Origin of the sequence: Acinetobacter sp. NEB 394 (assembly GCF_013374795.1) — a bacterium.
GTDB lineage: Bacteria > Pseudomonadota > Gammaproteobacteria > Pseudomonadales > Moraxellaceae > Acinetobacter > Acinetobacter johnsonii.
Genome location: NZ_CP055277.1, coordinates 1,782,027 through 1,796,027, shown reverse-complemented (window position 1 = coordinate 1,796,027; position 14,001 = coordinate 1,782,027). Strand labels below are relative to the sequence as shown.

Here is a 14,001-nt window from a genome sequence, read left to right as displayed (position 1 = left end):
TCTATTTTTGTCGTGTACAGAGAAGTTTTTTATCAGTCGTCAGTCATGTCTTTACATTAGGCCTTACATTCTCCTAATTTCCACCCTAATATTTGGAGAATAGCCAGTCTTACCAACTTAGATGCTACTTAGGCTATTTGCTATAAGCAAGAGGAATTTCTTTGATTTGTCCATGCAATCACCTATAAAAAAGCTAAATACGATGGGTTTATATGACAAAACTATCTTTGCAAGTGGCTCTACTCACAGCATAAAATCTAGACTTTCGATTAATCGCCTCTATTTCGCTTAAATAAAGTACGGATTTAACAAAACCATAAAATAGTCCCTTCTGTCTCAACTTGACTGTGATTGCACAGCTCAATATGATCTTCTCAGACATTATACCAATGGATATACAGTTTGCTGAATTATCAACGATACTTGCCAACATCTCATATTAAAGCTAAATCTGTTTTAATGTTAACAACAACTTTAATATTTACTGGTTGTACATCACTTGGTGGTGGTTCCGTTGAAAAGCGTTCAGCAAAATTAGCCAATGGCATTCAAAAGGCATATGCTGTTGAACCAACTACCGCACTACGTATTGCACCTATGATTGTACAAAGTGCCGATCGCTATAATGTCGATCCATTACTAGTTGCAGCGGTTATAAGACAAGAGTCCAGCTATCGAAATTATGCTGTTTCCCCTGCTGGTGCTATTGGACTTACTCAAGTCATCCCACGCTATTGGCAACAAACCTGCCCTGGCGATTTATTTGAAGAAATTAATAATATTAATTGTGGCACTTATATTCTCGCTAACTATAACCAAAAAGCAGAAAGTTGGCCCAAAGCTTTGGCTTATTATAATGTCGGTCCAACAGGATACCATTCGAGCTGGAAAATGAAACGTCAAGGAAAGAAATATGCCAAACAGGTTAAAGTACATCAAGAAACGTTAAAAGGTGCTCTGTGACCTTGTTAAATATGACATAAAAGCCAGCAAATGCTGGCTTTTTACCATTTATATAGATGCATATTCTCCACTCTACTCTTTTTAGTTTTAATATTTTCAGCTATAAAAAAATCCCCCTAACCGTTAAGTTAGGGGGATTTAGAATGAATGAGCTGGCGATGACTTACTCTCACATGGATAACTCCACACTACCATCAGCGCTAAGAGGTTTCACTTCTGAGTTCGGGAAGGGATCAGGTGGTTCACTCTTGCTATTGTCGCCAGCACAACTGGTATGATTACTTACTAAGGTCTTATGGTTGCCTTAGCTTTCTTCAAATCTTGCACTCTGTTCAAAGCAGTGCTTTGAACATCGTTCATTAACAGGTATATTTGAGTTGGATATTTTATCTAGCTTTATAACTAAATCAAGTTGTTTGCAGTGATTTGAACCACAACACCAACTGTTTGGGTGTTGTATAGTCAAGCCTCACGAGCAATTAGTATTGGTCAGCTTCACATATCACTATGCTTCCACATCCAACCTATCAACGTCGTAGTCTTCAACGGCTCTTTAGAGGACATAAAGTCCTAGGGAAATCTTATCTTGAGGTAGGCTTCCCGCTTAGATGCTTTCAGCGGTTATCCCTTCCGAACATAGCTACCCGGCGATGCGACTGGCGTCACAACCGGTACACCAGAGGTTCGTCCACTCTGGTCCTCTCGTACTAGGAGCAGATCCTCTCAAATTTCCAACGCCCACGGTAGATAGGGACCGAACTGTCTCACGACGTTCTAAACCCAGCTCGCGTACCTCTTTAAATGGCGAACAGCCATACCCTTGGGACCTGCTTCAGCCCCAGGATGAGATGAGCCGACATCGAGGTGCCAAACACCGCCGTCGATATGAACTCTTGGGCGGTATCAGCCTGTTATCCCCAGAGTACCTTTTATCCGTTGAGCGATGGCCCTTCCATACAGAACCACCGGATCACTAAGACCTACTTTCGTACCTGCTCGACTTGTGGGTCTCGCAGTTAAGCGCGCTTTTGCCTTTATACTCTACGCGTGATTTCCGACCACGCTGAGCGCACCTTCGTACTCCTCCGTTACTCTTTAGGAGGAGACCGCCCCAGTCAAACTACCCACCAGACATGGTCCTCGTCCCGGATAACGGGACAGAGTTAGAACCTCAATATTACCAGGGTGGTATTTCAAGATTGGCTCCACCGAAACTAGCGTCTCGGTTTCAAAGCCTCCCACCTATCCTACACAAGTAAGATCAAAGTTCAATGTCAAGCTGCAGTAAAGGTTCACGGGGTCTTTCCGTCTAGCCGCGGGTACACCGCATCTTCACGGCGAATTCGATTTCACTGAGTCTCTGCTGGAGACAGCGCCCCCATCATTATGCCATTCGTGCAGGTCGGAACTTACCCGACAAGGAATTTCGCTACCTTAGGACCGTTATAGTTACGGCCGCCGTTTACTGGGGCTTCGATCAAGAGCTTCGCTTACGCTAACCCCATCAATTAACCTTCCAGCACCGGGCAGGCATCACACCCTATACGTCCACTTTCGTGTTTGCAGAGTGCTATGTTTTTAATAAACAGTTGCAGGGGCCTGGTTTCTGTGGCTGCCAATAGCTCAAGGAGTAAATCCTATCACCGTCGGCAGCGTACCTTCTCCCGAAGTTACGGTACCATTTTGCCTAGTTCCTTCAGCAGAGTTCTCTCAAGCGCTTTGGTCTACTCGACCTGACCACCTGTGTCGGTTTCGGGTACGATTCCTATGTAACTGAAGCTTAGAGACTTTTCCTGGAAGCATGGTATCAGCCACTTCACTGTACAAGTACAGCTTGCTATCAGTTCTCAGCATAGAGTACCCCGGATTTGCCTAAGATACATGCCTACAACCTTCCACCTGGACAACCAACGCCAGGCTGACTTAACCTTCTCCGTCCTCTCATCGCATTACATAGAAGTATTGGAATATTAACCAATTTCCCATCGACTACGCCTCTCGGCCTCGCCTTAGGGGTCGACTCACCCAGCCCCGATTAACGTTGGACTGGAACCCTTGGTCTTTCAGCGTGCGAGTTTTTCACTCGCATTGTCGTTACTCACGTCAGCATTCGCACTTCTGATACCTCCAGCATACTTCTCAATACACCTTCATCGGCTTACAGAACGCTCCCCTACCACTTGCAATAAATTGCAAATCCGCAGCTTCGGCATATAGTTTTAGCCCCGTTACATCTTCCGCGCAGGCCGACTCGACTAGTGAGCTATTACGCTTTCTTTAAAGGGTGGCTGCTTCTAAGCCAACCTCCTAGCTGTCTATGCCTTCCCACATCGTTTCCCACTTAACTATAATTTTGGGGCCTTAGCTGGCGGTCTGGATTGTTTTCCTCTTGACTACGGACGTTAGCACCCGCAGTCTGTCTCCCGGATAGTACTCATTGGTATTCGGAGTTTGCATCGGTTTGGTAAGTCGGGATGACCCCCTAGCCGAAACAGTGCTCTACCCCCAATGGTATTCGTCCGAGGCGCTACCTAAATAGCTTTCGGGGAGAACCAGCTATCACCGAGTTTGATTAGCCTTTCACCCCTATCCACAAGTCATCCCCTGGCTTTTCAACGACAGTGGGTTCGGTCCTCCAGTTAGTGTTACCCAACCTTCAACCTGCTCATGGATAGATCACCCGGTTTCGGGTCTACACCCAGCAACTAAACGCCCTATTAAGACTCGATTTCTCTACGGCTCCCCTATGCGGTTAACCTCGCTACTGAATGTAAGTCGCTGACCCATTATACAAAAGGTACGCAGTCACCGAACAAGTCGGCTCCCACTGCTTGTATGCATGCGGTTTCAGGATCTATTTCACTCCCCTCACAGGGGTTCTTTTCGCCTTTCCCTCACGGTACTGGTTCACTATCGGTCAGTCAGGAGTATTTAGCCTTGGAGGATGGTCCCCCCATATTCAGACAAGGTTTCACGTGCCCCGCCCTACTCGACATCATCATATCAGCCCTTTCGTGTACAGGACTATCACCCACTATGGTTGCACTTCCCAGAGCATTCCACTAAAACTGATATGACTTAATGGGCTTTTCCCCGTTCGCTCGCCGCTACTGAGGGAATCTCAATTGATTTCTTTTCCTAAGGGTACTGAGATGTTTCACTTCCCCTCGTTCGCCTCGTATGACTATGTATTCATCATACGATACCTGCCTTATGACAGGTGGGTTTCCCCATTCAGAAATCTCCGGATCACAGGATATTTGCCGCCTCCCCGGAGCTTATCGCAGGCTATTACGTCTTTCATCGCCTCTGACTGCCAAGGCATCCACCACATGCACTTAATTACTTGACTATACAACCCCAAACAGTCGTTAATCCCTACAAGTAGGATTAAGACAGTCTATGATGATTTCTCATCACTTCCTTACAGTTTGTTGTTCTGTGTACTTAAACACTGTACAGCTTCAATTCAATTCACATACCAAAACGCTTGATTCAGTTAATTTCGCTAGTAACTCATTTCTTCAACCTTCATCAATCAGTAATAAATCACTGTTAATGTCGATCTTAAAAACGAGTATGAACAAATTATTTCAACTCAAATATATTCTGTTAATGATTTTTCCAGCCTTCGTCAGGTCAGGAAACTGTGATAAATCACAGAAGTTAATAAGCTTCAACTTACTAAATTCTATAATCCAACCTATCTGCGCGAAGCATAGCTTCTTGCTTAAATTTCAAGGAAAAGCCTTAAAGCAGTGCTTTAAGTTTTCTATTCTTAAAATTTGGTGGAGACTAGGAGAGTCGAACTCCTGACCTCCTGCGTGCAAAGCAGGCGCTCTACCAACTAAGCTAAGTCCCCAGCTTATCATCTGTGATTCGATGTATCGTAAACTGTGTTAAGGCGAATGCTTAACTCGAGCATAGCTCTCGTCTTGCGCTCGGGCGAAACATGTTTCGCCGACCCTCGCTCATGGTGGGTCTGACAAGACTTGAACTTGTGACCCCACGCTTATCAAGCGTGTGCTCTAACCAACTGAGCTACAGACCCTCAGATACATCGTCATGAAGAACAACTTGTTGTGGATTCTTACCAATCGTCAATCTTTCGTTAAGGAGGTGATCCAGCCGCAGGTTCCCCTACGGCTACCTTGTTACGACTTCACCCCAGTCATCGGCCACACCGTGGTAAGCGTCCTCCTTGCGGTTAGACTACCTACTTCTGGTGCAACAAATTCCCATGGTGTGACGGGCGGTGTGTACAAGGCCCGGGAACGTATTCACCGCGGCATTCTGATCCGCGATTACTAGCGATTCCGACTTCATGGAGTCGAGTTGCAGACTCCAATCCGGACTACGATCGGCTTTTTGAGATTAGCATCCTATCGCTAGGTAGCAACCCTTTGTACCGACCATTGTAGCACGTGTGTAGCCCTGGTCGTAAGGGCCATGATGACTTGACGTCGTCCCCGCCTTCCTCCAGTTTGTCACTGGCAGTATCCTTAAAGTTCCCGGCTTAACCCGCTGGCAAATAAGGAAAAGGGTTGCGCTCGTTGCGGGACTTAACCCAACATCTCACGACACGAGCTGACGACAGCCATGCAGCACCTGTATGTAAGTTCCCGAAGGCACCAATCCATCTCTGGAAAGTTCTTACTATGTCAAGACCAGGTAAGGTTCTTCGCGTTGCATCGAATTAAACCACATGCTCCACCGCTTGTGCGGGCCCCCGTCAATTCATTTGAGTTTTAGTCTTGCGACCGTACTCCCCAGGCGGTCTACTTATCGCGTTAGCTGCGCCACTAAAGCCTCAAAGGCCCCAACGGCTAGTAGACATCGTTTACGGCATGGACTACCAGGGTATCTAATCCTGTTTGCTCCCCATGCTTTCGTACCTCAGCGTCAGTATTAGGCCAGATGGCTGCCTTCGCCATCGGTATTCCTCCAGATCTCTACGCATTTCACCGCTACACCTGGAATTCTACCATCCTCTCCCATACTCTAGCTTCCCAGTATCGAATGCAATTCCTAAGTTAAGCTCAGGGATTTCACATCCGACTTAAAAAGCCGCCTACGCACGCTTTACGCCCAGTAAATCCGATTAACGCTCGCACCCTCTGTATTACCGCGGCTGCTGGCACAGAGTTAGCCGGTGCTTATTCTGCGAGTAACGTCCACTATCCTAGAGTATTAATCCAAGTAGCCTCCTCCTCGCTTAAAGTGCTTTACAACCAAAAGGCCTTCTTCACACACGCAGCATGGCTGGATCAGGCTTGCGCCCATTGTCCAATATTCCCCACTGCTGCCTCCCGTAGGAGTCTGGGCCGTGTCTCAGTCCCAGTGTGGCGGATCATCCTCTCAGACCCGCTACAGATCGTCGCCTTGGTAGGCCTTTACCCCACCAACTAGCTAATCTGACTTAGGCTCATCTATTAGCGCAAGGTCCGAAGATCCCCTGCTTTCCCCCGTAGGGCGTATGCGGTATTAGCATTCCTTTCGGAATGTTGTCCCCCACTAATAGGCAGATTCCTAAGCATTACTCACCCGTCCGCCGCTAAGCTAAGGTGCAAGCACCTTCGCTCCGCTCGACTTGCATGTGTTAAGCCTGCCGCCAGCGTTCAATCTGAGCCATGATCAAACTCTTCAGTTAAAAATCATTAGTAGCTTATGGCTACAAATCTTGGCTCATCAATTTTCTGACAAATATTTCTCAAATAAACTTCGAGTAATTTTTACCATCAATCAATGAAATATTTTCGATCGATCAATCAGTAAAAATCCACACAAGTTGTTCTTCATAATCTCTTAATGATCTTCTTGCTGATTCGTCATCAGCAAGACCTTCGCTCTAAGTTATTCACTACATTGCGTTGGTGTGCTGCGTATTCTATACAGTTTTATTTGCAGCGCAAGTGCATTTAAATAAATAATTTAAAAAATCCACCCGACCGGTTATTTTTAAATCAAAATAAACGTTTTAGATTAAATTATAGCCAATACCATCAAGTTATCCACCATATAAATGCGCTATCTAAATAAAAAAAACAGCTAACGCTGTTTTTTTAGAATGTACCAGCTACTGTGCTTGTTCAGCAAGCCAAGCCATAAACGCTTGGCGTTCAGATTTAGATGCACTTTTCCAAGTATTAATTAATTGTTGAGCACTACCAGAACTTGTTAAATCTTTTTGTTTATCTGTCCCAGCTTTCGCAACAACAGCTTGTGACGTATAGACCGGTGCAGGTTGTACCACTGTCGTTGCTTTTTGAGTTAGATCGGTTGGTGCATCAGTAAATAGATTTTGAAGAATACCTGCATTTTGAGTTTTACTGCCCTTTTGCTCAACCAGTAACTGATTTTTGGCATTGTATAAACCAAAGATCGGCTGCTTGGCATAAGCCTTGGCATCATCATGGTTTTGCGGAGGATTGATCAGTGCAAAACGGTAAGACTGTTGGTCTTGTAAAATTGGGGTTTTAATATTCACAATCCCTGAGCGAACGATATCGTGTGAGCCAATACCCGGATGCTCTTCAAAAAACTGGGTATAGCGGACACTGATAATATTTTCACCTGCATCAATATTATATTTGTTGTCAGAACTGAATAAACGACTCTTAACCTCTTGCCCATTTAAGCCTTCAATTTTTATTTCCTCTGGAGCAGTAATAATCACTGCTGAAAATACTGAAGTACTCAACATCAATGCTGCTGTTACAAGGGTTATGCGTAAGGTCATTTTTACACTCTATCGATGGTTTATTAAAGTTTAGTTGCACTATGCAGTGTATAAATGACAATTTTATGACAATTTCTGAGCTTAGAACCAATTCGCAACTACAATATATAGTGCTAAGCTTTGATATTTTAAAGATAAATCCTTAAACAAAAAAAAGAGCAGATCTACTCTGCTCTTTTTCATTTTAATGACTAGCGATTAATTGAATGTTTTAAAGCGATCCGCTTCAGCCATAAATGTTTTTTCACCCGCAGGCGCTTCAATCGAACCAAAAACAAGTTGTGCACGAAGTTTCTAATTCGCAGGGATATCGAAGATCTCTGCAATCTCAGCATCTACGATTGGATTGTAATGCTGTAATGACGCACCAATATTTTGTTCAGATAACGCAGTCCATACGGCAAATTGAGCAATTGCAGAAGAATGTTCAGACCACACTGGGAAATTATCTGCATAAAGCGCAAATTGTTCCTGCAATGATTTTACAACATCTTGGTCTTCATAAAATAAAACCGTACCATAGCCTGCAGCAAAGCTATTAATTTTTGCATTTGTGCCTTCAAAAGCAGCGTCTGGAACAATTTTACGTAAAGTTTCACGCACCACATTCCAAAACTGTAAATGCGACTCACCAAACAAAGTCACAATACGAGAAGTCTGTGAGTTAAATGCAGAAGGACTGTGATTTACTGCTTCTTTAATTACAGATTCAATTTGTTCTGGTGTTAATGCTACATTTTTACCAACAGCATAAATGGTACGACGTTGTTTGATGTAGTCTAAAAATGACATGTTATTTTCCTCAGCGATCTCACGATCTTGTTATATGCAGATTCATATTCATCATAGCTATAATTTCAAATTTGAACATGCTTAATTCAGCGACATAGTGTCTTAAAAATAGAACAATATGCCATAACATTACAAAACTTGATCTAGAAACCACTAAAGATTATCTCATGTTATTATGCATAAATCATAAAGCGCTCTTCATCTTTATAATGTTCTTTTTCAGCGACTTTTTCTTCTATCGAACCAAAGACCAATTGCGCGCGTAACAGCCAATGTTTTGGAATCTCAAAAACCTTTGAAATGTCAGCATCAATACTCGGGTTATAATGTTGTAATGATGCACCCAAACCTGCATCTGCTAAACAAGTCCATACAGCATATTGGGCCATACCTGAAACTTGCTCTGACCAAACTGGAAATTCTGCCGCATCAAAAGGAATTTTCTTTTGTAATTGTTGAATGATCTGCTGATCTTCATAGAATAGAACTGTACCAAATCCTGCCGAGCATTGATCAACCTTCAGTTCTGCACCAGCAAAAATATGCGCGGGGACTAACTTGCGCTGCACTTCTTTTACGACATTCCAAAAGTGATGATGCGCGTCACCCATTAAAATCACAATACAAGTACTTTGTGAATTATGTGCCGAAGGACAACTTCGCACAGCCTCTTGGATCAATTCAGCTAAATACACCTGACTTAAGTGCACACGCTTCCCTAAAACATAAATACTACGTCGCTTTTTTAGTTGATCGATAAATGTGCTTTGTTTTAGGTCTTCTTCGTGATTTTTTTTAAATTTTAAGTCTTTGGTTAAGTCAGTTGTTAGAACTTGTCCAATTTTATGTAATAAAGCCATACCGTGTTCCCCAAAATGTACAGTGATGCCTATTGTGTTAGGCGCTAGTGTAATCGCAGGAGAATCACTTATATTCATTACGTGATTTCTAAATGCTTGTTTTTAAAACAAACAAATTGAATCAAAAAATAAACTCCGCATTTAGCGGAGTTTATGTGACTGATCTAACACTTTAAAAACAGTATTGTTGAGTCTTATTTCTCTGTTTCGAACAAAGCAGCAACAAAGGATTTTGCAGAGAAAGGACGTAAGTCGTCAATTTTCTCGCCGACACCAATGAAGCGAATTGGAACATGCGTACGACTGGCAATATTAAATAGTACACCACCTTTCGCAGTACCATCGAGCTTGGTAATCGTCAGGCCTGTCAAACCAACTGCCTCATCAAACATTTCTACTTGATTAATCGCATTTTGACCCGTTCCTGCATCGACCACCAACATAACTTCGTGTGGCGCAGTCGCATCGATTTTTTGCATGACACGCTTTACTTTGGTTAACTCTTGCATGAGATGACCTTTGTTATGTAAACGACCTGCGGTATCTGCAATCAAGACATCAACACCTTTCGCACGCGCACTTTCAAACGCATCGAAAATTACGGAAGCACTGTCAGCACCATGACCTTGGGCGACTACGGCAATATTATTACGTTCACCCCAAATTTGAAGCTGCTCAGTCGCTGCCGCACGGAAAGTATCCCCTGCAGCAAGCATCACTTTCTTGCCTTCACCTTGTAAACGTTTTGCCAATTTACCAATGGTTGTGGTTTTACCCACACCGTTTACACCCACCACCAAAATCACATAAGGTGTTTTATTCGGATCGATATGTAAAGGTTTCACACGTGGTGCTAGTAAAGCCACCAACTCTTCCTGAAGTGCTTTATAGAGCGAGTGCGAGTAAATTAAATCGCCACGTGCAGTACGTTCAGTTAAGTTGGTAATAATGGTTTTCGTTGCATCAACACCGATGTCGGCTACTAGAAGCTGCTCTTCAACTTCTTCAAGCAGTTCATCATCAATTTCCTTACCGCCGATCAAAATATTGACCATACCATCAGCAAGGTTTTTACGGGTTTTGGTTAACCCTTCTTTCATGCGGCTAAAGAAACCGCCTTTTGCAGATGCATCTGCTTCTTCTGCGCTTGTTTCAGCAACCACAACTGGACTAACAACTGTTTGCTCTTTTGTTTCAACGATTGGCACATTGACCACAGGTAAACTTGGTAGTGTGACATCGTCATCCCCGATATCAGCATCAATCAAAAATTTGTTCTGCTCATTAGATTGCTGTTGCATGCCGAATCCTTGAAAAGCACTGCGTTAAAAAAGACGGATTCTACCATAAAAGATAGGCTTTCGCTTAGCAACAATACTTTATGTAAACACTTAACAAATCAATACTTCTGGCGCTTGATCTACTTCGCATTTTTCTTAAGAATGGTTATTTATTGAAATGCTTTAACTTCACCTCAACCTGAGCCCAAATTTTATATGCATCACTTATTAGTCACGCATTCTTATAAAAAAAGTTTAGTTGCACTGGGTTTAACTCTAGTTTGTTTACCTATAACTACCCATGCACAAATACGCAGTGAACTTACCCGCAGTAGTTTTGAAACTACTTTAAGCAATGGCTTGCAAGTAATTATCCGTGAAGATCATCGCTCCCCAATGGTCATGACCCAAATTTGGTACAAAGTCGGCAGTACCGATGAGTCTGGAAATATAACGGGTATTTCGCATGTGCTGGAACATATGATGTTTAAAGGCACATCCAAAGTTCCCAATGACGAATTCAGTCGCTTAAGTCGAATTTATGGCGGTACAGTAAATGCCGCAACATTTACCAATTACACCAATTACTATCAGCTTTATCCTAAAACTTACTTCCCGATGGCTCTAGAGCTTGAAGCCGATCGTATGCGCAATCTCTTACTACGTAAGCAAGACTTTGACCCTGAAATTAAAGTGGTGATGGAGGAGAGACGCCTGCGTACCGACGACAACCCACGCTCACTCGCTTTCGAACGTTTTAAATGGATTTCGTATCCCACAAGCCACTATCGTCAACCTGTCATTGGGCACATGAAACACTTGCAAAACATAAGTCTAGATGACGTGAAACAGTGGTATCAAAAATGGTATAGCCCAAACAATGCGATCTTGGTGATTGTGGGTGATGTCAATGCAGAATCCGCCCTCAGACAAGTTCAAAAATACTTTGGCGACATCAAAAGTCATCCAACACCTGTACGCAATGATGTGACTGAGTTTGAGAACATTGGTTACCGTCACATGGAGCAAAATACCAATGTTGAGGTGCCAAATTTATATATGGCTTGGAATGTGAAATCGCTTGCAACAGCAAGCAATCCAGAAGATGTTTATGCACTCACACTTATTCGAAGCTTATTAGATAGCGGGATCAGCTCTCGATTACAACAGCGCCTTGTACGCGACAAAAAATTAGCAACCGCACTGAGTGTCAGTTATGACCCTTATAACCGTGGAGACAGTCTATTTAGTATCTCCGCACTTCCAGTCACTGGCGTGGAACTTCCCGAACTACAAAAAGCCATTGAACATGAAGTTGAGCGACTCAAAACAGAACTTGTTCAACCACAAGAGCTTGAACGGATTAGCACACGCTTTGTTGCAAACTTAATTTATGGTCAAGATGACATTATCGGGCAAGCAAAGATGATTGGAAACTTAGCCGTGAATGGCTTGAATTATCGGCTGATGGATCAGCTTCCACAGCATTTTGAAGCGGTTACACCTGAAGATATTCAGCACGTTGCCCAAACCGCTTTTGTTCGTAATAACTTAAGTACCTTGTACCTTCAACCAGAAAAGAAGGCCACAAAATAATGAAAAATCAAAAGACCATCTTTCACCTATTATTTATTACCATGTCTATCTTTTGCACTACCAATGTAATTGCAGATGTAAGTGCAAGTAGTATTAGCAATGATGACCCACGTACATTACAGTCTATTGCTTCCCTACAAAGCTTAAAACAAGTTCAAACTAGCGACCTTTATACAGCACCACATGTACACGAACTTAAAAATAAATACAAAGTTCGAAGTCTATTTGTTGAGTCACCCGCCTTACCTATGGTGGATATTCAACTTACCTTTAATGCAGGCTCTGCACGAGATATAGAAGTAGAAAAAGGCCTATATGGTGTTGCCAATATGGCGGCACAACTCATTGATGAAGGCACTACTCAACATGATGCAGTTGAAATCGCGAATACCTTTGAACAAGTCGGGGCTCGTTTTAGTGTAGCTGCACACCGTGACATGTTTGTGGTTCGACTGCGTTCGTTGTCTGACCCTAAAAAACTAGATGCTGCAGTGAGTACCATGCTTGAAGTATTAAAAGACTCTACTTTTAAAAATAACAGTATTAGTTTGATGGTGAGCAATACCCAAGTAGGTCAGAAGCAATTGAAAGAAAGCCCGAGTCGATTGATGAGTATTCGCTTTTATCGCGCGCTCTACGGTTCGCACCCTTATGCTGAACCGATTACAGGAACCAATGGCAGTATTAAAAAAATTACGACTCAGCACTTAAAAAAATTCAGAGACGAATTTCTGGTTAGTCAAAATATGAATATTGCACTGACAGGCCAACTCAGTGTGAAACAAGCACAGAAACTGGCTGAACGAATAAGTGCAGCCCTCCCACAAGGTGAAGCAGCAAAGCCACTTGCTCTACCGCAAGATAAACCTAACTTTGATATTCAACACATTGTGTTTAATTCAACTCAAGCCCACGTCACCATGGGACATCTATCAACCACACGGGATGATCCGGATCGTTTAGCGCTCGAACTGGCTAACCGTATGTTGGGTGGTGGTGGATTTAGCTCCATTTTAATGAAAGAACTACGCGTTAAACGTGGATACACCTATGGAGCAAACAGTGCTTTTACATTTAGCCAAGCGGCTGGAAGTTTTAGTCTAAGTTATTCAACCCAGCAAGATCAGCTCATAGACAGCATACAAGTGGCGCATAAAGCCCTAGTTGACTTTGTCCATCAACCAATTGATGCACAGCAGTTAGAAGAAACTAAAGCCGGTATGTTACGCAGCCTACCTAACAGCTATAGCAGCAATGCAAACATCAACGCACAACTGGGCTCTATAGGGTTTTATCAACAAGATGCGAATTATTTAGCCGACTACCCAAAACGTTTAGCTGCGATCACGCCTTTAGATGTCCAAAATGCAATACGTAAACACATTCACCCTGAAAGTCTTACCCTTGTGATTGTCAGTAATGCTTTAGATAAAGAGCAACTTCGACATATTTTAGAATTGAATCTTGACCCGAATATTAAGCAAAGCATGCCGCATCCTGATCAAATTCCTGCGATTATTGAACCTCCGGAGCCAATGCCGGAAGCTGCTTCGCCCGATTCTGCTCAAACTGATGAGCTTGCATTAATCTAAAGTAATCAATATAGGAAATCTGGTTTTCCAAAACCAGATCTTGAGCCATCTCTTGTGTTTCTGGGAAAGTCGCTTGATGAGATAATCGACTTACATTTTCAAATTGGTTTGGAGAAATGGGCCGAGATAAAGCGATACTCGATAAAATGACAATAAGCATAATGATCGACGCCATCAAA

6 protein-coding genes, 2 tRNA genes, 3 rRNA genes and 1 pseudogene are annotated in these 14,001 nt (G+C 43.0%); 3 read left to right on the top strand and 9 right to left on the bottom strand.

Features of this window, described 5'->3' with window-relative positions; all coding sequences use genetic code 11:
* The first annotated feature begins 402 nt into the window (after positions 1–402).
* Positions 403–963, top strand: coding sequence for a transglycosylase SLT domain-containing protein (locus tag HUK62_RS08570; RefSeq protein ID WP_176537624.1), 561 nt, complete (start codon positions 403–405; stop codon positions 961–963).
* Between the two features lie 150 nt (positions 964–1,113).
* Here the strand turns inward: HUK62_RS08570 and rrf are convergent.
* The 9 genes and pseudogenes from rrf to ftsY form a co-directional block, all read right to left on the bottom strand.
* A 5S ribosomal RNA gene (gene rrf / locus HUK62_RS08565) occupies positions 1,114–1,228 on the bottom strand.
* Between the two features lie 193 nt (positions 1,229–1,421).
* Positions 1,422–4,315: ribosomal RNA gene (locus HUK62_RS08560) — 23S ribosomal RNA — on the bottom strand.
* 434 nt (positions 4,316–4,749) lie between these two features.
* Positions 4,750–4,825: transfer RNA gene (locus HUK62_RS08555), tRNA-Ala, on the bottom strand.
* Positions 4,826–4,937: 112 nt separating this feature from the next.
* A tRNA-Ile gene (locus HUK62_RS08550) sits at positions 4,938–5,014 on the bottom strand.
* 61 nt (positions 5,015–5,075) lie between these two features.
* Positions 5,076–6,613 (bottom strand): 16S ribosomal RNA (locus tag HUK62_RS08545).
* The 16S, 23S and 5S rRNA genes sit together here with 2 tRNA genes alongside, the layout of an rRNA operon.
* Before the next feature lie 426 nt (positions 6,614–7,039).
* Complete coding sequence (locus tag HUK62_RS08540; RefSeq protein WP_176537623.1) at positions 7,040–7,702, bottom strand: DUF2057 family protein; 663 nt, start codon at positions 7,700–7,702, stop codon at positions 7,040–7,042.
* Between the two features lie 198 nt (positions 7,703–7,900).
* Positions 7,901–8,494: pseudogene (locus HUK62_RS08535) on the bottom strand (nitroreductase family protein).
* 173 nt (positions 8,495–8,667) lie between these two features.
* Positions 8,668–9,354, bottom strand: coding sequence for a nitroreductase family protein (locus HUK62_RS08530; RefSeq protein ID WP_035327290.1), 687 nt, complete (start codon positions 9,352–9,354; stop codon positions 8,668–8,670).
* A gap of 194 nt (positions 9,355–9,548) precedes the next feature.
* Positions 9,549–10,655 (bottom strand): signal recognition particle-docking protein FtsY, encoded by a 1,107-nt coding sequence (gene ftsY, locus HUK62_RS08525; RefSeq protein ID WP_126036255.1) that lies wholly within the window; start codon positions 10,653–10,655, stop codon positions 9,549–9,551.
* A gap of 195 nt (positions 10,656–10,850) precedes the next feature.
* On the opposite strand from ftsY, the gene HUK62_RS08520 reads away from it, so the two are divergent.
* Together HUK62_RS08520 and HUK62_RS08515 are read left to right on the top strand one after the other, a co-directional pair.
* The gene (locus HUK62_RS08520) at positions 10,851–12,230 is read left to right on the top strand and encodes a pitrilysin family protein (RefSeq protein WP_176537622.1); all 1,380 of its coding nucleotides are present in this window, start codon (positions 10,851–10,853) and stop codon (positions 12,228–12,230) included.
* Positions 12,230–13,822, top strand: a complete 1,593-nt coding sequence (locus tag HUK62_RS08515) for a pitrilysin family protein (RefSeq protein WP_176537621.1) — start codon at positions 12,230–12,232, stop codon at positions 13,820–13,822. Before HUK62_RS08520 ends, HUK62_RS08515 begins: the two co-directional genes overlap by 1 nt.
* Positions 13,823–14,001 lie beyond the last annotated feature (179 nt).